21 protein-coding genes are annotated in these 21,588 nt (G+C 65.2%); 9 read left to right on the forward strand and 12 right to left on the reverse strand.

Annotation, left to right across the window (positions count from 1 at the left end; genetic code table 11):
• Positions 1-18: 18 nt before the first annotated feature.
• Both phnS and BJG93_RS24580 read right to left on the reverse strand, forming a co-directional pair.
• A complete protein-coding gene (gene phnS / locus BJG93_RS24575; protein WP_027193945.1) occupies positions 19-1,110 on the reverse strand; it encodes a 2-aminoethylphosphonate ABC transporter substrate-binding protein in 1,092 nt (363 codons plus the stop codon).
• 461 nt (positions 1,111-1,571) lie between these two features.
• Positions 1,572-2,327 (reverse strand): DeoR/GlpR family DNA-binding transcription regulator, encoded by a 756-nt coding sequence (locus tag BJG93_RS24580; RefSeq protein ID WP_027193946.1) that lies wholly within the window; start codon positions 2,325-2,327, stop codon positions 1,572-1,574.
• 287 nt (positions 2,328-2,614) lie between these two features.
• On the opposite strand from BJG93_RS24580, the gene BJG93_RS24585 reads away from it, so the two are divergent.
• On the forward strand, positions 2,615-4,171 hold the full coding sequence (locus BJG93_RS24585; RefSeq protein WP_027193947.1) for an ABC1 kinase family protein: 1,557 nt from the start codon (positions 2,615-2,617) through the stop codon (positions 4,169-4,171).
• A gap of 110 nt (positions 4,172-4,281) precedes the next feature.
• Positions 4,282-5,157 (forward strand): DMT family transporter, encoded by an 876-nt coding sequence (locus tag BJG93_RS24590; RefSeq protein ID WP_027193948.1) that lies wholly within the window; start codon positions 4,282-4,284, stop codon positions 5,155-5,157.
• 28 nt (positions 5,158-5,185) lie between these two features.
• Here the strand turns inward: BJG93_RS24590 and BJG93_RS24595 are convergent, their stop codons facing one another.
• The 7 genes from BJG93_RS24595 to BJG93_RS24625 form a co-directional block, all read right to left on the reverse strand.
• A complete protein-coding gene (locus tag BJG93_RS24595) occupies positions 5,186-6,205 on the reverse strand; it encodes a L,D-transpeptidase (protein ID WP_027193949.1) in 1,020 nt (339 codons plus the stop codon).
• A gap of 435 nt (positions 6,206-6,640) precedes the next feature.
• Positions 6,641-6,907, reverse strand: a complete 267-nt coding sequence (locus BJG93_RS24600) for a hypothetical protein (protein WP_027193950.1) — start codon at positions 6,905-6,907, stop codon at positions 6,641-6,643.
• A 5-nt stretch (positions 6,908-6,912) separates the two neighbouring features.
• Positions 6,913-7,077 (reverse strand): hypothetical protein, encoded by a 165-nt coding sequence (locus tag BJG93_RS24605; protein WP_167544162.1) that lies wholly within the window; start codon positions 7,075-7,077, stop codon positions 6,913-6,915.
• 120 nt (positions 7,078-7,197) lie between these two features.
• On the reverse strand, positions 7,198-7,548 hold the full coding sequence (locus BJG93_RS24610; protein ID WP_027193951.1) for a hypothetical protein: 351 nt from the start codon (positions 7,546-7,548) through the stop codon (positions 7,198-7,200).
• Positions 7,549-7,634: 86 nt separating this feature from the next.
• Positions 7,635-8,312 (reverse strand): hypothetical protein, encoded by a 678-nt coding sequence (locus BJG93_RS24615; RefSeq protein ID WP_027193952.1) that lies wholly within the window; start codon positions 8,310-8,312, stop codon positions 7,635-7,637.
• Positions 8,313-8,453: 141 nt separating this feature from the next.
• Positions 8,454-10,118 (reverse strand): S10 family peptidase, encoded by a 1,665-nt coding sequence (locus tag BJG93_RS24620; RefSeq protein ID WP_027193953.1) that lies wholly within the window; start codon positions 10,116-10,118, stop codon positions 8,454-8,456.
• 80 nt (positions 10,119-10,198) lie between these two features.
• Complete coding sequence (locus tag BJG93_RS24625; RefSeq protein ID WP_027193954.1) at positions 10,199-11,758, reverse strand: S53 family peptidase; 1,560 nt, start codon at positions 11,756-11,758, stop codon at positions 10,199-10,201.
• Positions 11,759-12,029: 271 nt separating this feature from the next.
• Between BJG93_RS24625 and BJG93_RS24630 the strand changes: the two genes are divergently transcribed.
• Positions 12,030-12,542, forward strand: a complete 513-nt coding sequence (locus tag BJG93_RS24630) for a DUF1993 domain-containing protein (protein WP_027193955.1) — start codon at positions 12,030-12,032, stop codon at positions 12,540-12,542.
• Positions 12,543-12,688: 146 nt separating this feature from the next.
• Here the strand turns inward: BJG93_RS24630 and BJG93_RS24635 are convergent, their stop codons facing one another.
• Positions 12,689-13,369, reverse strand: coding sequence for a LysE family translocator (locus tag BJG93_RS24635; protein WP_027193956.1), 681 nt, complete (start codon positions 13,367-13,369; stop codon positions 12,689-12,691).
• Positions 13,370-13,525: 156 nt separating this feature from the next.
• On the opposite strand from BJG93_RS24635, the gene BJG93_RS24640 reads away from it, so the two are divergent.
• The gene (locus BJG93_RS24640) at positions 13,526-13,996 is read left to right on the forward strand and encodes an Lrp/AsnC family transcriptional regulator (RefSeq protein WP_027193957.1); all 471 of its coding nucleotides are present in this window, start codon (positions 13,526-13,528) and stop codon (positions 13,994-13,996) included.
• An 87-nt stretch (positions 13,997-14,083) separates the two neighbouring features.
• Positions 14,084-14,317, forward strand: coding sequence for a hypothetical protein (locus tag BJG93_RS24645; RefSeq protein WP_027193958.1), 234 nt, complete (start codon positions 14,084-14,086; stop codon positions 14,315-14,317).
• 80 nt (positions 14,318-14,397) lie between these two features.
• Here BJG93_RS24645 and BJG93_RS24650 read toward each other — a convergent pair whose 3' ends face one another.
• Together BJG93_RS24650 and BJG93_RS24655 are read right to left on the reverse strand one after the other, a co-directional pair.
• Entirely contained in the window at positions 14,398-14,874 is a 477-nt protein-coding gene (locus BJG93_RS24650) for an OsmC family protein (RefSeq protein WP_027193959.1), read from the reverse strand.
• A gap of 44 nt (positions 14,875-14,918) precedes the next feature.
• Positions 14,919-15,218, reverse strand: coding sequence for a hypothetical protein (locus BJG93_RS24655; protein WP_231337512.1), 300 nt, complete (start codon positions 15,216-15,218; stop codon positions 14,919-14,921).
• A gap of 224 nt (positions 15,219-15,442) precedes the next feature.
• On the opposite strand from BJG93_RS24655, the gene BJG93_RS24660 reads away from it, so the two are divergent.
• The 4 genes from BJG93_RS24660 to BJG93_RS24675 all read left to right on the forward strand — a co-directional run bounded on the left by BJG93_RS24660 (position 15,443) and on the right by BJG93_RS24675 (position 21,584).
• Positions 15,443-17,446, forward strand: a complete 2,004-nt coding sequence (locus BJG93_RS24660) for a bifunctional DedA family/phosphatase PAP2 family protein (protein ID WP_027193961.1) — start codon at positions 15,443-15,445, stop codon at positions 17,444-17,446.
• A gap of 70 nt (positions 17,447-17,516) precedes the next feature.
• Entirely contained in the window at positions 17,517-18,308 is a 792-nt protein-coding gene (locus tag BJG93_RS24665) for a phytanoyl-CoA dioxygenase family protein (protein ID WP_027193962.1), read from the forward strand.
• A 514-nt stretch (positions 18,309-18,822) separates the two neighbouring features.
• Positions 18,823-20,052 (forward strand): phospholipase A, encoded by a 1,230-nt coding sequence (locus BJG93_RS24670; protein WP_027193963.1) that lies wholly within the window; start codon positions 18,823-18,825, stop codon positions 20,050-20,052.
• A gap of 299 nt (positions 20,053-20,351) precedes the next feature.
• Positions 20,352-21,584: a hypothetical protein gene (locus BJG93_RS24675; RefSeq protein WP_051374140.1), complete on the forward strand. Its 1,233-nt coding sequence runs from the start codon at positions 20,352-20,354 to the stop codon at positions 21,582-21,584.
• Positions 21,585-21,588 lie beyond the last annotated feature (4 nt).

Genomic DNA, 21,588 nt, shown 5'->3' on the forward strand with positions numbered 1-21,588 from the left:
GCTGGCTTATTGGGTGACTTATTTCGGCTTGACCACTTCGGTCTCTTTGCCCGACGAACCGATCACGTCGCTTTTCCAACGCGCGGTCCAGTCGGCCTTCTTCGTCATCACGTGGTTCCAGTCGACCGGAATCAGCTTGACGCCGCTGATCGCCTGTTTCACCGCTTCGCCGTTCTTGCCCGCGAGCGGCACGTCGCTGCGCCCCGGAATGCCGAAGATGTCCGGCACCCTTGACTGCACCTGCGTCGACATCAGATAGTCGATCAGCTTCTTCCCTTCAGGCTGGTTCGGGCCGTTCTTGATCAGCGCGATCGCGTACGGCAGCTGGAACGTGGTCGGCTGACCGCCGGGGGTAGCGGCGAGGAACACCGGCTTCAGCGACAGGCCGCCGTTGGCCGCGTCGTCGAGATCCATCTGCAGATCGCCGTTGGCGACCGCGATTTCGTTGCGCGAGAGCAGCACGTCGAGATAGCCCGTGCCCTTGGTGTGGAACTTGGCGCTCTGCTCGAGCTTCTTCAGAAAGTCGAACGCCTGGTCTTCGCCCATCAGCGACGAGGTCAGGATGATCACCGCCATGCCGTCGCCGGCGGTCGCCGGATTCGAATAGGCAACCTTGCCGGTGAAGTCCGGGTGCAGCAGATCTGCGAAAGTCTTCGGCTGGGTCTTTGTGACTTCCGGGTTGATCGCGAACGAGAAGTAGTTGTTCACGAAGGTCGCCCACGCGCCGTTCGGCGCCTTCGCGATGGCCGGCACGTTCTTGTAGTTGGCGCTCTGGTATGCCTGCAGCAGACCGCTCTGGTCGGCCTGCTGGATGAACGGCGGCAATGTGACGAGCACGTCGGCCTTCGGCTGATCCTTCTCGATGGTCGCGCGGTTCACGACTTCGCCGCTACCCGCCGTGACGATATTGACCTTCACGCCTTCCTTTTTTTCGAAGGCCGGCAGCACATCCTTGTACAGATTTTCGAGGCCGTCGGCCGTGTACAGCACCACGGCGTCGGCCGCATGCGCCGGCATCGCGGCACCGCCGAACGCCGCCGCGGCGACGAGCGCCGGCAGCAGTCTGCGCGCGAGGCCGGCCGCGGCGTGAAGGGAATTCGTCTTTTTCATGTCGCTCTCTCCGAAAGGCTAAAAACCAGACGGTCGGGGATGACCCATACCTGTAGTGATTGAACGGCGGCACGCGCCGCTTGCGTGTTGCCCGCTGCGGTTGCCGCGCCGGTCTCCGTGGGATTGCAGATTGCCGACAACTTTGCCGCTTTTCGCCTAGCTTGACTGACAGCCCGCCCACGACACTCGCGCCGTCTGCCGCGCCGGAACGGGCACGGCAAGAATCACAGGTTTCGATGACATGGCGGTGACGATCGTGCCGAACTCCAAAAGAAGACACAAATTGCCAACTCAAGGCGACCGATGGAACCCCGCGCGCTACGCGCCGATCCCGTGTGGATCGTACATGGCGAAAATGACGATGTATGCAGGGTGCGTCGAAGAAATTGCAGAGGGGTGCGCCGGAGGCGGCGGTGCCGGCGGAGCCGGGGCTCGCGCGGCCGCCTTCCCGCGCGGCCATCTCATGCGATCAGAATTTCCGGACCATGCGCGGTGATCGCCTTGGCGAGCGTGCGCTCGGGCGCCAGCTCGGTGACCAGATAACGCGCCGACTCGATGCCGTTGATGCGCACCGGCGTCACGCGTCCGAACTTCGAATGATCGGCGACGACCACCACCATGTCGGCCGCGGCGATCATGCGGCTGCGCACTTCGGCCGCCATGCGGCCGTAGTCGGTCAGATAGCCGTCCGGCGAAATCCCGCCCGCGCCGATGAATGCGAAATCGGCGTGGTATTGCGTGAGCTGCTGAACCGTGTCGAGGCCGAAGGTCGCGTCCTCGATATCGGACAGCTCGCCGCCGAGCAGCGTCACGCGATTGTCGTTGCGCCGGCCGAGCAGCAGCGCGATGCGCCAGTCGTTCGTGTAAACCGTCAGCCGATGCCGGTCGAGCAGCGCCCGCGCGACCGCCTGCGTGGTGCTGCCCGAATCGATGATCAGCGACGCGCCGTCCGGCACGAACTCGGCCGCGCGCTCGCCGATCGCGCGCTTGGCGCCGGCGTTCTCGGTTTCGCGCGTATCGAGATCGGGCTCGCGCCGATCGCTCGACAACGCGCCGCCGTGCGTCGTCACGAGCAGGCCGCGGCCGGCCAGCGCGTTGAGGTCGCGGCGAATCGTTTCGCGCGATACGTTGAGTTCGCGCACCAGTTCGGCGACCGACAGCGCGCCGTTCTTTGCGACTTGCGCGAGGATGTATTGATGACGTTGTTCTGCGAGCATCTGTGAAGGCCGGAAGCCGGCGCGCTTGGGGTTCGCCGTGGTTGAGGAAGGGCCGCCGTATTGTATTACGCGTACTACACGTTGTCGGTGACGGCTGGCGCGCAGGGGCGTTCAAGGCACCTGATGGCGCGCTCAGGTTGCCTCGAGCCGCCCTTGCGCGCGAACCCGCCGGCCATCGCGCCGACCTGCTAACCTTGACGGCTGGACTCGCCGGCCACGCGGCGAACGCAACGCCGCCGCCCGGCCGGATCCTGCGCACAACGCCTCGCCCGTCAACCGAACCGCCAATGCCGCCACTGTTTCGCCGTCTACTGCTGCTGTTCCACGCGCTGCGTTACGGCGCGCGCCTGATCTGGCTCGCCGCCCCGCCCGAGCACAAACTGCACTGGATGATCGAGCTGATCGGCCGCGTGCATGCGTCCGGCCGCAGCGGCGAGCAGTTGCAGGGTCTGCTGCCGGCACTCGGTCCGCTCGCGAGCCGCTTCGCGCAGACGCTCGCCGGACGCCCCGAGCTCGCGAGCGCCACGCTGCATGACGCGCTGGATGCAATCGATCACATGGAAGCGCCGCTGTCGCCGGAGGACTCCGCGCTGGCCTTGACGCGCGCTTTCGGCCGGCCGCTCGCCGAGCTGTTCAGCGCGGTCGACCTCGTGCCGGTACGCAGCGGTTTTGCCGAGCAGACCCATTTCGCGCGACTCGCGGTGCCGATCAAAGGTCACCACGAAGTCGCAGTCAAGCTCGTGCGCGCGCAGCAGCTGCAACAGATCGGCGATGAACTTGCGCTGTTGCGCTGGGTCGCGCGCTGGCTCGAAAAGCTGTCGCGCGTCGCACGTCGGCTGCAGTTGCGCGCGCTCGCACAAACCTTCACCGATGACATCCTGCGCCGCTTCGATCTGCGCGCGGAAGCCGCGAACCTGAGCCAGACCGGCCACCATTTCGATGGCGACAAGCGCGTCCTGGTGCCGGACGTGATCTGGGAGCTATGCACCGACCACACGCTGACGATGCAGCGCATCAACACGCTGCCCGCGAGCGACCTGCCCGGCCTGCATGCGCATGGCATCAAGTTGGCGCCGCTCGCCGCACATATCGTCGAGGTGGTCACCGAGCAGGCATTCGAGCATGGCTTCTTCCACGCGACGCTCGATGCCCGCCGCGTGCGCGTTAGCATCGAGCCGGACACGCTAGGGCGCCTCGTGCTCGCGGAGTTCTCGATCATGGCGACGCTGTCGAGCGGCGAACGCGAGTTCTTCGTGCACGGCGCGACCGCCCTCTTCGACCAGGACTACGGGCGACTCGCCGACATGCATCGCGAGGCCGGCCACGTGCCGCCCGACACGCGCACCGAGACGCTCGAAGCCGAGCTGCGCACGCGCGCCGAAGCGCACTTCGCGGCTGCGCCCGAGGCTCGCTCGGCGGGTTCGCTGTTTCATCATCTGCTGCACGGCGTGCAGCCGTTCGACGGCCACGTGCCCGGCCAGCTCGCGACCGCGCAGCGCTCGTTCCAGCAGGCGGAGATGCTCGCGCGGGCGCTGCATCCGGGCGTCGATACATGGAACATCGCGCGCGGCGTGCTCGCCGATATCGCGCGACGCGATCTCGGTCATCGTGGCTGGCTCAAGCGACTGTCTCAGGAGCTGCCGCATCTCGCGCATATGCTCCCGCGCGTGCCGCAACTGGCGGTGCGCTATCTGCAGCAGCACGAGCGCACCGGCGCGCCGCAGCACGACGCGCAACTGCTCGCGGATCTCGCGCGCGAATACCGGCGCACGCGCTGGCTGGTGTGGGCGTGCGTCGTCTGTGGCGGCGTGCTCGGGGCGGGGATGACGCTGCTCGCGTGGTGACGGTCGCGAGGCGGCGTTGCAGCTTCGAACAAGACGCGCGCCGCCTGGGCCGCCAACATGGCGGCTTTTTCGCGCCGTCCGCTTCAATGCCCGCCTCAATGCCCCTTTCGATGCTCGCTACCTTTGTTGCCGCCGTCTTCGTCGTGCTCTGGTCGACCGGTTTCGTGGTCGCCCGCGCGATCACGCCTTACGCCGATCCCAATCTGTTTCTGCTCGCCCGCTTTGGCGGCACCGCACTGGTGTTCGCGCTGGCCGCACTCGTTGCGCGCGCGGCCTGGCCGACGGGCCGCGACTTCGGCAAGCACCTGGCCGCGGGCGCGCTGCTGCAAGGCGTCTATCTGAGCGCCGGCTACTGGGCCGTCGCACAAGGTCTGAGCGCCGGCGTGATGGCCTTGCTGGGCGCGCTGCAGCCGCTCGCGACGGCCGCCGTCGCCGCGCGGCTGTTCAATGAGCGCTTGTCGCGGCGCGGCTGGAGCGGCATGGCGCTCGGCCTCGCCGGCGTGGTGCTGGTGCTCGCGCCGAAGCTCGTTGCCGCGACCTCGCCCACGCCCACGCACGGCAACGCACCCGCGTGGCTGGTCGTGCTGATATCGATCGTCGCGGTCGGGGCGATCACCGCGGGCACGCTGTTCCAGAAGACCTCGCTCGCCAAGGCCGACATTCGCAGCGCGAGCGCCGTGCAGAACTTCGGCGCGGCGATCGTCGCGGCGGTGCTGGCGCTCGCGCTCGGCGAGCATCGCTGGATCGCGTCGTCGGCGCTGTGGGCATCGCTTGCGTGGGGCGTCGTGATGCTGTCCGGCATCAGCGTCACGTTGCTGGTCTGGATGGTCCGGCGCGGCGATGCGGCGCGCGCGACGGCGCTATTGTTTCTCGCGCCGCCGCTCGCCGCGCTGCAAGGCTACCTGGGGTTCGGCGAAACGCTGCTACCGGTGCAGATCGTCGGGTTTGCGCTCGCGCTGGCTGGCGTGCTGTTGGCGAGATCGTAACGGGCATCGGGCGGCGACGCAGCGTCCGTCAGTCCGCCGTATCCGCGCGCGCGGGCATTTTGGCCCGCGCAAGCGCGCCCGGTGCGGGCGACCATACCGGCCGGCTCTTGCGCTGCGAATCGACCACGACGATATAACGCCCCGCCCACGGCGTGATCTGCCGATCGCTTTTCAGCACCCACAGCGATTGGCCGGAATCGACCAACTGCGCATATTCCGCGTCGAGAATCCCGTAGTGATCGAGAAACGTGTTCAGCGACGCGGGAATCCGCACGCAGCCCTTCGAATGGCGAATGCCGAGCAGCGGCTCCAGCCGTTCGGGATCGGTGGCGTGCATCTGGAACCGCATCTGCGACATGCCGCCCTTGCCCCAGCCGCGTTCGCCCTGCGCCCAGCCGAGATCGAAGATGCGCATGTCGCGCCGGCCATAGCCGCGGATGTGGTTTTCGTTCTGCGTGCCCTCGGAGCGGAAATCCATGTTGTTGGGCGTATGTTCGAACACGCCGAGCGGCGTGACGAAGTGGTCGTACTCGCCGGGCCGTCCGGTGGATACCGGCGATGCGCCGATCATCTGCCAGCTATCGGCCGGCGCCGGGCGGAAGTAAATCAGGAGCGCCTGCACGTTCGGATTGCGATCGACGAGCACCACGTACTCGCCCGACAGATTGCCGAGCTCGTTTTCATCGAGCGCCGTCTGCAGACGGTCGGCGTACGCGCGCTGCTGGGCGGCGGGTAGTTTGAGCCGGCGCGTCACCTCCTGCGCGAATACCTCGCGTAGCAGGAACGCGCGGCGCGGATCGACGACGCCGGCCGCGTCGGGCGCGGCGACAGTGGCGGCGTCGATCGTGGCCAGCGGCCGGCTCGCGCTATGCCACGCTTTGGCCGGATTGCCCGGCGTCACCGCATGCGCCGCGGATGCCGGCAACGCAGGCGACTGTGCGGTATCGAGCGCCGCCGCGCCGGCACTCGACACGATGCCTGCGCAAAGCCACGCGAAAATCCTCAGGCGGGTCCATCCGCACTGGCCAGGCCGATCTGGGTATGTCATCGCGTCTTGGAGCAAACATGATTATTATTGATTGCACGCCCGGTCCCTACGGCGTTCGGAACGATCGATCTTACTCAGCGGATTGACGCGTGTCGACGAAAATACCATCAAGCCTTCGATCTCTTCAAAACGATTGGATATTTTCGACAGGCGACGTATCGGCGAAAAGGCAATTAATTCGCGATTAAAACCGCATCGAAAAATGAAGCCAAAAGCGAGACGCGATTGATTCAATCGCAGGACCGCCGAAAGCCTCGGTGTATCCCAAGACTCAAACCGTTCTTCACCACAGTTTCAATCTTCGTTAATCCGCGTTTCAGCGCAGTCCGCCTGCTTACGGCGCTCCGATACGAACAAAGGCGGTAGGCATGCGCGCGTCGTCGCACATGTCCACCGCCTTCGAAAAAAGCGAGCTTACTACGCGGCCTACGGCGCTTACTGCTCGGCCGGCGGTTCGTCGCTGAACAGATCGGCGCTCGCTTCGAGCGGCTGGCCGCCCAGATGCTTGCCGTGAATCTGCCGCGCGATCACGTCGCCGACATACGGCACGCTCGCATCGAGCTCGACCGTCGCGTAGGCGCCGGGCTTGCCGGCGTCCACCACCTCGACGTGTTTCGCGTAGCGGCCGAGTTCGCGCTCGAGAAATTCACGCACGTCCTGCTCGCTGCACGATTCGGCGATATTGCGCACGGTCAGGTTCATGCGGCCTACCCTCGCCGCGCCTGGCGGTTCGTCCGACGCTGCGGGCTTGCGACACGCACCGGTCGCAGCGCGGCACGCTGCTTCGCCTGAGCCGCGGCCAGTGCGCGAAGCGCGACGACGCCGGTCGCACCGGCCAACCCCATCGCGAGCCATGACAAGTAGAAGGCCATCGTTCAAATCTCCTATGCGAATTTCGTGCTGTTGTCAGCATAGCGTGCTTCGGCATCGGACACACTGCATGCAGTGTCGTCGACAACGGCGAGACATCCCGGTCGGGCTGCTCGCGTCGTTCAGTCCGCCGCTTGCACGTTCGCCGCGCTCACCCACCACGCATTCTTGCCCTGCGGCAGACGGACCAGCACCGCGGAAGGATCGTCGACACCGTCGTCGGCGATCTGGCACACCGGCTGGCCATCGGGCAGACGCTTCACTTCGCCGGCGGCCTGGAACAGCGCGATGCGCTGCGCATCCAGCGGGCGCAGCTGCCGATAGACGTCGAAGCTGAGCGCTGCGGGCACGTCGCCGCGAATCTCGAGCGCATCGGCGCGCGCGCAATGCGCGGGCACGGCGGCAAGCGCGGCGGCGCTGCCACTCAGGCAGCCGATCGTCAGCGCAAGAGCAGCGAGACGGGAATGGGTCATCGTGTTTCTCCGAAAAAGTAAGGGGCAGCGAACCGTTGTTCGGCCAAGGACGCGCAAGCGTGCGGATTCATGACCGCGCGACGCGCTCAACGCGCGCGCTCGCGCTCATGCGTGTCGCCGCGCAGGCTGTCCTCGCTGTCGCCGTCGACGTCGCCGGTCGCGACGTCGAGCCGGTTCACGTCGCAGGACGCCTGGCCAAAGCCCGCATACACCGCCGACCAATTGCCGACGATCGCCGCTTGCGCCTGCGCGAGACTCAGCTTGCCTTCGCAGACGCAGCGCTTGAGCATCGCGGCCGCGCGTGCCTTACGGCGCTCGCCCTGCGGGCCGGCCCACGGCAATAGATCGAGATTGGCCGGCGCATCGGGCGATCCGCCGAGCACGATCGGCACGCGCCGGTCCAGCGCGAACGCGGCGCCGTCATCCGGGTCGATGCCGCGCGCGGCTAGCATGCGATCCTTGTGCGCTATCAGGTCGTCGAACGGCGGCGCAACGGTTTCCGCATACCCGGGGCGGCAAATCGTTTGGCCGATCGACTGCTGGGTCACGCGGTCGTCGAGCACGGCGCTCTGTTGCGCGACGGCGTTCCCGATGCACAGCGCGAGCAGCGCGCCGACGGTGACGCGCAGCGCACGATGCGTCGCGCGTACGCGGCTGCCAAAGACGCGCTTGCGCGCGAGCCGCGGCGCGTTGGCCGCGTCATTGCTGCGGGTAGTGTCGCGGGAAAGACCGCGCCGATGCGTGTGTGCGATGCCTGCGTTCATTCGTCAGCGCGCCGGCGGCGGCACGCGGTAGTTCAATTCGCCAGGCAATTAAAACACATTCAATATGGATAGGTACAAAAGCCGCGCATGCCTGCGCGCTGGCCCGAGCGATTCGCCGGGCCAGCGTGCAGCTTTCCGCCGCTACTTCGCAACCCGCGCCTGCAAAGCGCGGATCCGCCCGAGCGCCTGCGCGTTCGACACCGTCTCTTCGTACATCTTGGCGAGGTCGGCTTTCAGCGCGGTGCGCGAACCGCCGTCGAGATAGACCATGTGCCCCGACGGATAGAACCGCGCCGACAGGTTCTGCCGCACCTGCTGACTGAGCAGCGGCATCTGCTGCAGATCGAGGACGGTCTGATAGAACGGCGTGACGAAATCGAAGAAGCCGTTCGCCGATAGCACCTTGAGGTCTGGATTGAGCGCCATCACGGCCGCAAGGTCGCCTGCCGTGTACAGAACGATGTTGCCTTGCGAGTCGACGCCCTTTTGCGCGCCGGTCGGATCGACATGGCCGAAATCCCAGTACTTGAACGCCTGATCGTTGAGGTCGGTGAACGACGAGTTCGACGTGTACTTCAACTGCTCGTTCAGATACACGTTCCACATCGTCGTGTAGACGCCGGTGACCGCGGTCATGGTCGGATCGTTGCCGCCGGAGTTCGGGTCGATCTTGCCGGCGATGCCGGTGTCGATTGCGGTCACGCGGCCGTCGTAGGCGCCGAGCGCGAGGCCTTGCGACTTCAGCAACGTGGTCAGGAACAGCGAATTGCCGCGGCTGTCGTAGCCCGCGATGTCGATGCTCCACGCGAGCAACGTCGTTTTGTCGATGCCCGTGTATTCGCTGAGTCTTTCGACGGTCGCCGAGTCGGTAGTCGGAAACTTGCGCAGCGCGGCCAGGTAGTCGGTGCGCGCGAACTGCGCGACCTCCTCGGCGAAGGCGCCGAGATCGGTCGGGCGCGGCGCGACGCCGAGCTTCTTGTGATACCAGGCGTCGGCGGCGGCCGTGGGCAGCGCGCCGACCGGATTGCCCGACTGCGTGTAGTCGAGAATCGACGATTGCAGCGTAATGCCGTTCAGATCGACCCCATCCTCGTGCAGCCGGTACGCCAGCACGCAGCTACGCGCGGTGCCGTAGGACTCGCCGAACAGATATTTCGGCGAATTCCAGCGGTTGTTCTTCGTCAGAAAACGCTTGATGAACTGCTTGATCGAATCCGCGTCCTGATCGACGCCCCAGAAGTCGCGATTCTTCTTCGGCGCGATCGCCGCCGAATAGCCGGTGCCGACCGGGTTGATAAACACGAGGTCGCTTTTGTCGAGCAGGCTGTCCGGATTGTCTTCGAGTGAATACGGCGCGGGCGGTGTGAAACCCGGCATCGACGTCTTGATGCGGCGCGGCGCGAACGAGCCGAGCAGCACGAATACCGACGACGACCCCGGTCCGCCGTTATAGAAGAACGTGACCGGCCGCGTTTCTTCCTTCTGGTTGTCCTGCGTGAACGCGACGTAGAACATCCTCGCCGACGGCTGCGAGCTACTCGGATCGACGATCACCAGATGGCCCACCGTCGCCGTGTAGTTGATCTGGTGTCCGCCGATCGTCAGCGAATGATGCGTGATCGCGGCCGTCTCGGCTGTCTCGGTAACCGAATCGTCGGGGCCGTTGCCGTAGGCGACCGGATCGAAAAACGGCTGGTCGCCGGCCTTGTGCGGCGCGCTCGTGGCGGTGGGCGCGCCTGCCGAGGCGACGGCATGCGTGTTATGCGGCGAATGCTGACTACCGGAAGCTGATTCTGTATTCGTCATGTTCGCTCCAAGGGTTCGTTTTACGTGCCGTGCGTCCTCGTTCTTACGTCTTGTCGTTGTGCTTTGTGCCGTGTTGCAGACTATAGTGCGCCGGCCACCTTCTCGCCATTGGGACTGCCCAGTCCCGTGCAGGCGTCCCACCCCTTCGACGCCGCGAAGCTGCCGTTGTTGCCCTGCGTAATGTCGTTGCACACGCCCGGCGCCTTGTACAGCTTCGGGTTGACGAAACCGGCCGGCTGTCCCTTCGCCGCGTTGATGCGCGCGATCAGCGCCGCCCACAGCGGCGCGACCGCGCTGGTGCCCCCCACCACCGTTTGCGCACCGTCGACCAACACCTCGTAGCCGGTCAATGGCGATGCGTCGCCCGCGACATCCGGCACGCCGCGCCCGCGGAGCGGCTGGCTGCCGCCGCTCGCCGACGTGGCCGACAAACCCTGCTGCCACGCGGGTACCGCAAACGCGGTGCTGACTCCGCCGCCGCTCGCACCGCCCAGTTGGCCGTCGTTCCACACGACCTCGCGCGTGATCGCCGAAGCCGACGCGCTCAGGTGCGTCCCGCCGCAGGCGAGCACGTACGGACTCGACGCCGGGAAGTCGACCTCGTCGCCGCCGCTCGAGCCGTCGCTCGACCCGCTGTCGCCCGAAGCCGCGCAGATCGTCACGCCGAGCGCCGCCGCGGACTGCAGCACGCTGTTGAGCGCCTGCATCGACTGGCTGGTCCAGACCGATTCCGGCGCGCCCCAGCTGATCGAGATCACCGACGGCTTGTGGGTCGTGTCGTGCACCGCGCGGCTCACCGCGTCGATGAAGCCGGCGTCGCTGTTCTGCGTGAAGTACACGGCGATGGTCGCGCGCGGCACGATCGCACCGACGATCTCGATGTCGAGCGTGACCTCGCCGTCCGGCCCGTTCGGGTCGCCGCTCGGCTTGTTGCCGGCCTGATCGACACCGACCGAGGTCACGGTCGGCTCGCTCACGCCGAGGTTCGAGAAATAGGTCTTCAGGTCGGACGTGTTGTAGCCGCCGCCGAGCTCGATGATGCCGACGCATTGGCCGCCGCCGTCACCTTGCGGAAACTGGTACAGCGACGCGAGTTGCGGCGGCGTGTACGACTCCTGCTGAGCGCGCGCCGGCACGAACGGCGGGCGGATGCGAAAGTGCGGCCGCGCCTGCGGCCGGTTGTCGAGCCCGAGCACCGCTTCGACGACGCCATGCAGATCGTCCGGCACGCTGATCGTGCCGCTGCGGCCACGGAACTGGCCGGCCGCGTGGTGCTGGTAGCGCTCGAGCTTGACCTCGAACGCGCTCTGGAATTGCGCGATCGTGCCGCTTAACAGCACCGAGCGCGCCGCAGGATCTTCGCGCGCGACGGTGAGTCCGTGCGCGGCCGCGAACGCGCGGACCTTCGCGATGTCCTCGGGCGCTGCGCCGTAGTCTTTCGCGAGCGCCTCGCGCGACAGCGGCTTCACGCTAGCGTCGCCGGCCTCGATGCGTTTCATCAATGCATCGAACTGCGCCTGCTGCTGGCGGCGCAGCATCACGAAGACGTCGATCCGCTCGGCCGGATCGCATTGCCCGATGACCTTCGTGCCCTGCTCGACCTTCCGCTCGCTGCCCGGCAATGCATGCTTGGTAACCATAGTGTCGACTCTCCTGTTAGCGTGGCGCCGGGCAAGCACGCCACGCGCCTGCGTGGGGCGCATCGTTTGGCGATACGCGGCAGGGGTTGTTCAAGAACTTCGTCCCACCGTCCGACCAAGGCATTCGAACACAGTTCCGGCGCGAGCGGCAGTCGTCCGAACGGCCGATGCGCGGCGTGGATGCGACACGCTATGATGCTGAAGCGGCATTCCCGCCGTTTCATTGCCGCGCGCGCCGTCTGCGCGCACGATCGAGAAATCAGAGGAACCCATGTCAATTTCGATGTATCAAGCATCCCTGCCTGTGCTGATTCGCGGTCTCACGAACCTGCAGGCTATCCTGGGCAAAGCCGAGGCGCACGCTGCCGCGAAGCAGATCGAGCCGGCGGTGTTCACGAATGCCCGGCTCGCGCCAGACATGCTGCCGCTGGTGCGCCAGGTGTATATCGCGAGCGACACCGCGAAGGGATGCGCGGCGCGCCTGGCCGGCGTCGAGCCGCCGAAGTTCGAGGATGTCGAGCAGAGTTTCGACGAACTGCGGGCCCGTATCCAGAAGACGATCGATTACCTGAAGGAATTCAACGCGGCCCAGATCGACGGCTCGGAAGGCCGCACGGTCACGCTGAAATTGCGACAGGGCTCGGTCGAATTCACGGGAGCGTCGTATCTGTTCGGTTTCGTGCTGCCGAACTTCTTTTTCCACGTGACGACCGCGTACGACATCCTGCGTCATAACGGTGTGGAGCTCGGCAAGCTCGACTATCTGGGCGGGATGCAGCAGTAAAGGGGAGCGGGCGGGTCGTCGATCGCGCGGCGAGGCGCGGCTGGAAGCCGATCACCGCGATGCCAGCCAGCGTCAGCGCGAGGCTTGCCGCGGCTGGCCGCAACAGCCATAGGGCGCCGGTCGCCCGCTTGCGTGAATCCCGAGTCTCAATCCAGCGAAAGGCGCAGCGCGAAGCCGATCAACGCAGCCGAAAAGGTCCACCGCTGGATCGTCTGCGCCAACGGATGAGCGCGCATCCAGTTGGCGATGCGCGCGGCGCCGATCGCATACAACGCGTCGAAGCAGGCGCCGATCGCCAGCAGCACGACGCCGAGCTCGACCATCTGCCACATCACCGGGCCCGCTTCCGGCCGCACGAATTGCGGCAACAGCACCGAGCAGAACAGTAGCGCCTTCGGGTTGAGCAGATTGGTCAGCAGACCTTTGACGAACGCGGTCCGCAACGGTCGCGCCGCACTGCGCGCGTCGCTCGATGCAGTGGGTTCCACTCGCGGCGCCTCGGCCGCTTGCCTGCCGCGTGAACCGGCGGGCAACGCGAACCCGGGTGAGCGGAAAATCTGAATCCCCACCCACGCGAGATAGACCGCGCCGGCATAGCGCACCGCGTCGTACAGCCACGGCGCGTTGCGCAGCAGCGCGGCCATCCCGCATGCCGACAGCGTCACGTGCGTCGCGCGCGACACGCCGAGCCCCGCGGCGGCCGCGAAGCCGCTGCGCACACCGCGCGCAATGCTGGTTTGCAGAATCAGCGCCATGTCCGGCCCAGGCACCGCATAAACGACGATCAAGGCAGCCACGTAGACGGCCAGCAGATGAGCGGAAATCATCGGAGCATCCTTGTTGTTCGAGCCTCCATGTTGCTCTCGGATGCCGAGGGTTTGCTGGCGATTTTCCGTTCCACCGCGTCCACCAATAGCGCAATGCGCTAATATCTAGCTATCTCTTGGCGTTTTCCACCAACCGGCAACAACCACCCTCCCACTATGTCCGCCGCCGATCTCGACAAAACCGACCGCGCGATTCTCGCCGCGCTGCAAAACGACGGCCGCATGTCGAATGCGCGTCTCGCCGACACGGTCGGCCTCAGCGAAACGCCGTGCGCACGGCGCCTGAAACGCCTGGAGAACGACGGGTATATCGACCGCTATCGCGCGGTGCTGTCGCGCGCCGCGCTGGGTCTGGGCGTGATCGCATTCGTGCACGTGCGCTTCGCGGTGCACGACCGCGTGGTGGCGACCCGCTTCGAGCGCGAGGTGCAGGCGATCCCGCGCATCCTGTCGTGCCACAACGTGTCGGGCAGCGCCGACTACATCCTGCAGATCGTCGCGCGCGACCTCGACGACTACGGCACGTTCATGCGCGACGAGCTGCGCGGCCTGCCGGGCGTGACGTCGGTGGAATCGGCCTTATCGTTGCGCGAAGTGAAAGCGTATGGCGGTCTGCCGCTGACCTGAGCGCGAACGTGGCATAGTCACGCCTTTTAGTCCTTTTTTGAAGCGGCGCGAGCCGTTTTGACGCAATCCGACGACCACGGAGTTCTCATGGATCACGACAAGGCGCGAGCCGAAGAAACCGCCGCAATGGAACGCGTGTTGAGCGCGACGAGGCGCGTACAGACGGCCTTCGCGTCGCTGCAATCGCAATTCCCGCCGGCCGGCAGCGGCAAACCCTCGCAATTCGCGTTGCAGACTTTCGACGCCGCGCTGCAGGAGCTCGAAGACGCGCAGGCCGCATTCGACGAACTACTTGGCGATCTGCTCGACGGCAATCGTTGAGCGCTAGCGAGCGGATGACCGGCGTCTAACCGGCGCCCGCGCGCCGCGCGCCTCGCCCGCTTCGCGCCGCCGGTTGTGCGTTACCTTGCGTCCGTCTCCACCACCGGCTCGCAGAGAATCGGAAAGTTGACCGAGTTCGCGACGTAGCACTTCTGATGCGCGACGTGATGCAGATGCGTGGCCAGGTCGACATCGCCGCCCGCGCGGATCGTTACCCGCGGGCGCAGCACGATCTGCGAGAAGCGACCTTCCTGCGCGGTATCGAGCATCGTGCCTTCGGCGTCGTCGAAATAGTCGAGCACGACGATGCCCGCGTCACAGCACAGATGCAAATACCACAGCTTGTGACACGCGCTCGCGGACGCGACCAGCAGGTCTTCGGGGTTCCAGCGCGTCGCGTCGCCGCGAAACGCCGGATCGGACGAGCCTGGAATGTCGGGCTTGCCGTCAGAAGAAATCACGTGATCGCGGTCGTAGTCGCGATAGCCGGACGTGCCGGTGCCGCGGTTGCCGGTCCATTGCACCGATACGTGGTACTTGTGCTCGCCGTGTGCCATTCGCTTCCCCTTTGTCGGACGGACCTGCATTCTATAGCGCCGCACTAGCGCGGCGGCGCTGCGCGGCCGGTCACGTTCGGCGCGCGCGGGTCGGGATTCATGTAGAGCGCCGTGCCGTTCGCGCGCATGTTGTTGAGCGCGGCACCCGAGCCGGTCGCGCCACCGGAGCCGAGGCCATACGCGCCACCCGCCGACATGCCTGGCCCCGGCATGGCACTGGGACTGACGCCGGTACCGATGCCCATCGCGCCGCCGACAGCCGCGCTGCCGGTGCCCGCGCCAGTGCCCGCGTTGGTTCCGTTCCGGCTACTGCCAGAATTGCCCAGTTGCTGGGCTTGTACCACTCCCACCGCTCCAACCGCCAACAGTGCCGCAAGCAACGCCAACCGCACGATCCCACCTGTTGCTGTCTTCATAACCACCCCCAAAGCACATCGATCCGTCGAGCCACGGCATCTATTCTGAGCCGATCGCCCGACCGATGCAGCAACGCCGCTTCCGCCCGCGCCCACGGCGTGTCCGTGCGCGTTATGATCGGTCGTTACGCCCGAACGGCCGATCGTGCACGATGGAGCACGCCTACATCCAACTTTTGCATCTGCTCGCCGGCCACGCGACGTGGATGCTCGCGGTCGTGTTCCTCGCCGCTTTTCTCGAAGCGATCGCGGTCATCGGCACCTTCATTCCCGGCAGCACCGCGATGTTCCTCGCCGGCGCCCTGACGGGCACTGGCGCGCTGAGCCTTGCCTGGGTCTTCGTGTGGGCAATCGTCGGGGCGGTCGCCGGCGATGGCGCCAGCTTCTGGCTCGGTGATCGCTACAAGGAGCGCATCGTCATTCTCTGGCCGCTTCGCACGCATCCGGGCATGCTCGACGCGGGTCAGCGCTTCTTTCTAAAGCACGGCGCGAAGAGCGTCGTGCTCGCCCGCTTCATCGGTCCTTTGCGGGCGATCGTGCCGGTCGTCGCCGGCATGATGGGCATGCGGCCGCTGCGCTTCTTCGCGATCAACCTGCTCTCCGCGTTGCTGTGGGCGCCCGCGCACATCCTGCCCGGCGTCGCGTTCGGCGCGTCGGTGCTGCTCGCGGGCGCGGTGTCGTTCCGGCTCGTCGTGATCCTCGCGATGCTGGTGTGCATCGTGTGGCTCAGCTTTCGCGGCGCGGGGTTTCTGGTGTCGCACGCGAATGCGTGGTCGAGCGCGGCGGGCCGTCATCTCGGCCGCTGGGCATGCCGCCATCGGGGGCCGCTCGGGCGTGTCGCGCGCCGCATGCTCGACCCCGAAACACCCGATGCGACCCATCTGCTCGTGACGTCGCTGATCGTGCTGATGGCCGGCGCGCTGTTTTTCGGGGTCCTCGAAGATGTGGTCAGCGGCGATCCGCTGACCACCATCGACCTGTCCGTCTATCACTTCCTGCAATCCGTGCGCACGCCATGGGGCGACACGCTGCTCGCGGCCCTCGCGACGCTCGGCAGCGGGATCACGCTGCTCGCGCTGATCGTCATGGTCGCCGTGTGGATGGCGTGGGAGCGGCGCTGGCGCACGATCACCTACTGGCTCGCGGCGGTCGGGTTTTCGCAACTGCTGATTCTCGGCCTGCAATTCGCGATGCGCCGGGCCCCGCCCAATGAACTGATGACGAGCCACTTCGTGTTCCCGAGCAATCATGTCGCCGCGGCGGTAATCGTCTATGCCTTTCTCGCGTTTCTGCTCGCGCGCCGGGTCGGCAAGCTCGAAGGCGTGCTGGTTGCAGGGGCGAGCATCATCGTCGTGATCGTGGTCGCGCTCGCGGGCGTCTACTTCGGCCGCTACTGGGTGTCCGACGCGATCGGCGGCGCCGCGCTCGCCGCTGTGTGGGTCTCGCTGATCGCGCTGACGGCGATCTGGCGGCATCCGCAGCCGCCGCCGCAACGCCGTTTCATGCCGCTCGTGGTGCTCGCGGTCGTGGCGCTCAGCGTCGGCCTGCAGCTCGGCGTCGCGATGCCGACGCCGCCGGACAGCGCGCCGCAACCGCCGCCCGTGCAGCTCACGCAAACGCAGTGGAAGCTCTCCGGGTGGAAACGCCTGCCGTGCTTTCGCTCGGACATGGGCGGCGATCGCAAGGAGCCTTTGACGCTGCAATGGGTGTCGGAGCCCGCATCGATACGGGAGCAATTGCGCGCGCAAGGCTGGGTCGAGGGCACCGACCTGTCCCCGCACAGCCTGCTGTCGCTCGCCACGCCCGACGTCGCGGCCGTGTCGCTGCCGGTGCTGCCGAAGCTGAACAACGGCGTGCCGTCGTCGCTGGTGTTCATGCGGCCGGGCCAATCGCGCGAGGAACGCGACGTGCTGCGCTTCTGGCCGAGCGGCTTCGCGGTCGACAACGGCAGCGCCACGGCACCGCTGTGGCTCGGCGCGTTTGCGCACGAGCGCTTGACGCGGCCGTCCTGGCCACTGAACATTCTGCACATCGAGCGTGGCGTGCGTCCGTCCGACGCGCGCATCAGGGTGGGCACCGAGCTCGGCGCGACGGTCCTCGCGGAGGTCGATTGTCATGGCGTGCCGGTGTCGCTGCTCGTCTCGCCGATGCAATGAGCCGCATATCGCCCGTATCCGACGCATCGCCAGGCAACCGCAACGCAACGATTCGACAAAGGAGACAACCGTGGGTGGCTTCTCGACCGAACAACTCGACGACTATGCAGCGACATTCGAACGCGACGGCATGGTCGTTCTGCGCAAGCATTTCCCGCAGGCGACGCTGCTCGCCTGGCGCGACGCGTTCGCGCCGTTGCTGCAACAGCAGATCGCCGCGCAGGCGACCGCCGTGCGCGGCGAAAACCGGCACTACATCACGCTGCCGTTCACTGGCGTATTCGCCGACCCGTCGATCTTCTGCGATCCGGACGTGCTCGGCATCGTCGAGCGCGTGGCCGGCGACGACCCCGTGATGTGCCAACTCGCCACCGACACGCCATTGAACGGCTCAACGTATCAGGACATTCATCGCGACACCCCCGCGCTGTTCGACGGCGAAGCCGAAACCCCGTCGTTTCAGCTCGCGGTCAACTTCCCGTTATGCGACGTCACGCTCGAGAACGGCCCATTCGAAACGACGCTCGGCACCCACCGGATGCGCGCCGAAGACGCGCTGAACGCATGGCGCGACGGCCGTCTGCCGTTGCATGCGATCACGATGGAACTCGGCGACGTGATGATTCGCGATGTGCGCGCGCTCCATCGCGGCACGCCGAATCGCACCGAGCTGCCGCGTCCGATGGTCGTGATCGGCTATAGCCGCAGCTGGTACTTCAGACCGGAAGTGCACATCGACGTACCCGACGCCGTCTATCAGCAATTGGCGCCACGCGCGAAGCGCCTGCTGCGCCATATGCCGCGCGTGAGCGAACTCGACAATGCGGCCGCGCCGGAGCAATACCGCAAATTCGCTTATTGAAGAAAGCATTCAGCCGTCCCATTGGCCGCGCAACGAATCGACGCAAAAGCGAATCGCCAATTGATGCGCAATTCAGGTCGCGATTGACGCGCGCTTTAATCTTTAAATCTTCGTTGCGCAAATGCAACGAAAGCCGTGCAGTTCCAATACTTCGCGCCGCTATTTGCTCAGACAGCGCTGTTGATTCCTTTTTCCACTCACGCAAGAGGTAATCGCACTGGCAGAATGGGCGAATGCCGGATAGCGGGAACCGGCATGCCTCGCCGTTTCCCAATGAAACACGCCGGTCCTGATTTTCTACTCAGTTGCGCGCTTTAACGCGATCGTTTCATTGCGACCTGAACTCGTAGACCGATAGGAGCTCCGTGTGCAGAATCGATTGATGTCTCGCGTGAAGAACCGCCAGTGCGCCGTGCGCAGCCGCCGCTCGGACGTTTCCCGATTATCTTCAAATCCGCTTTATAGCGCGTTTCCGAAGCTACTCCCCCGGTTATCGATTTGCATCAGCGCACTGATGCTCGCCAGCTACTGCCCGTATAGCGTCGCTGGCGTTTCCGTCTTGCGTCCGCCGCGCGAGGCGCTATCGAGCAATCCGCTCGAAGTGACGATCGTCTATGCCGGCGATCAGCCCGGCGGCACGGAAGTCGACGTGCCGGTGCTATTGAACATCGCGATCAGCAATACCGACGTGATACCGCACCGGTTGGCGCTCACGCGCGAAAGCGGCGCGCCCGATCATCTGAAGCTCGCCGCCGGCGAGCTGAAGGCGATCCGCTATACCGGCACGTGGCCCGAATGGGCGCGCGGCGCAATGCAGATCGACGTGCCGGAACTCGACGTGTCGCCGTCATACGTGCTGCTGACGCGTCCGCCGCACGCCGGTAAAGACGCGGCGCTCGCGTCGGCCGACGCTACACATCCGGCAACGGCGGCGGGCACGGCAAGCGGCGAACCATCGTCGACGAGCCCGATCGCGTCGTCGCCCGCACCGTCGCGACCGGATGCGCCGGTGCCGCAAATCAACACTTTCCTGAGCCGCTTCTCAGCCTACGAACCGACGTATTTCGCCGATGGCTCGAATGGCGACAACCTCGCGAAATTTCAGCTGAGCTTCAAGTTCCGCCTCGTCATTCCAGACGATCCGCGCTCGCGTGGTTTGGTGGACAACCTGTATTTCGCCTATACGCAAACCTCGCTGTGGGATATCCGCGAGTACTCGTCACCATTTCGCGACACGAGCTATAAGCCGTCGCTCTTCTACTACCTCGAAGACACCGGCTGGAAGAGCAAGTGGTGGAGCAGGATGGGCATGATGGCCGGCTACGAACACGAATCCAATGGACGCGACGGTCCCGAGTCGCGCGGCATCGACATTCTGTTCGTCAAGCCGATCTGGGATTTCGGTGACCTCAACGGCTACCATCTGACCGTCGCGCCGAAGATTTATTACTATGCGCACATCGCCGGCGAAAACCACGACATCACCCAGTATCGCGGTTATGTGGACTTGCGGCTCATATACGGCAGTCACGACGGCTGGCAATTGGATACGACACTGCGCAAAGGAACGCGGGGCGGCAAAGGCAGCATCGATACGCAGTTTACCTATCCATTGGCGAAGCTGATCAATAGCCGCTGGGGCGGGTACCTGTGGCTCGGCTTCTTTTCCGGTTATGGGGAGGACATTCTCGACTACAACCAGCACCGCTGGATGGCGCGAATCGGCTATAGCATCACACGCTAACCTGCAGTTCGCCCGATATCCGATAAAAGACCGCCGAACGGCCTTTGTTGCCATTCGATGACGGCGCACGACGCGCCGTCATGCACCGAAAGTCCTGCCGCCATTCCTTTGAGAAGTTCGCGCAAAGCCGATCCCCACCCGGCGGGCAGTTCTTACTCATCCGCTCTTCAATGCTGTGTGCACGAACAGACGGGCACACAGGCGCGGATTTCTCTAGAGTTGGCAGGTTGCCGGTCAAACCGGCCGGCCACGCCGCGCGCTGACTTTTCCAGCGTCTATTCAGAACCAAGGAAAAACCAATGAAAAACGCTCTCCTTAAAGACGTGTCAACCACTTCAGACGAGCCGACCGGACTTCTTTTGCATCGGAATAGTGCACCGCTCGAGCTCAAACACGAAATTTGCCCGGAGCAGATCCGCGATAGCCTGCCGGCCCGTCAAGGGGGAGTCGGTTTTCTGTTTCACGCGACCGACTGGGAAACTCTTTCATTTTCTTTTCATAACGTACGCAAACGAAGCGAATCGTTCGAACAGGAGTTGTGGAACACCAAGCCTTTCATCGCATCGCCGATCTATTCAGGCTCGCAGGTGATCGGCGCGAATATCGCCTGCCCGGTGCCGCTGGAAATGTGGCTCGGCAGCCCGCGCGGCATCAAGCGTTTTCGGGAAACGCAATTCTTTCCGGCGCTGGAACTCGCCAGAAAGGCGGGCTTGAACATGGTCGCGATGGGCGCGTCGACGCCATATGCGTGCAACTACGGCGCACTGCCGCGGCCGGTCAAGCCGCCGCACATTACCACCGGGCACGCGGCGACCGCGGCGATGCTGAAGGACTGGGCGATGCATTGCTGCGAACAGCTCGACCTCGAACCCGGCAACACGAAGCTCGCGCTGTTCGGCGCGGCCGGCCGGCTCGGCACGACTGTCGCGAAGTATCTGCTGTACAAGGATGCGCCCAAGGAACTGGTGCTGATCGATCTGCCGGACAAGATCAACCTGCTGATCGATCAGGCAAAGGAACTCCTCGCGTCGGACCTGCTCGGCAAATCGAAAGTGTCGGTCCACACCTTCAGCCCCGACACGCCGCTGCCGGACTTCGACGGCGCGATTCTCGCGAGCAGCACGAGCGTGCCCTACCTGAGCGCCGCCGATCTCAAACGCGCGCAATTCTGGATCGACGACTCGCATCCGCGCGCGGCAAGCGTCGAAGCGGAACTCGCTTCTCGCGGCCAGACGCTCTATATTGAATGCTTTGCGCGTGGTCCGGCTGGACTCGACACCGCGTTCCCGTTCAGGCTGCCGTCCACGCGCGACTGCTATACCTGTTTCGCCGAAGGTTATTCGGCGTGGCAGGAAGGCATCGCATCCGATTTCATCATCGGCAGTCCGCCCGTGTGGTCAGTCTCTTATACTCATGGTCTCCTGAAGAAGTACGGCTTTTCGGTCGGACCGTTCCACGGCAAGAACGGCGATTCGCTCGCCGAAGCTGTCGCAGCAGAACAATGCAATTCGCATGAAATGATGGGGTCCTAATGTA

The sequence above is a fragment of the Paraburkholderia sprentiae WSM5005 genome (assembly GCF_001865575.2).
GTDB classification, from domain to species: Bacteria; Pseudomonadota; Gammaproteobacteria; order Burkholderiales; family Burkholderiaceae; genus Paraburkholderia; species Paraburkholderia sprentiae.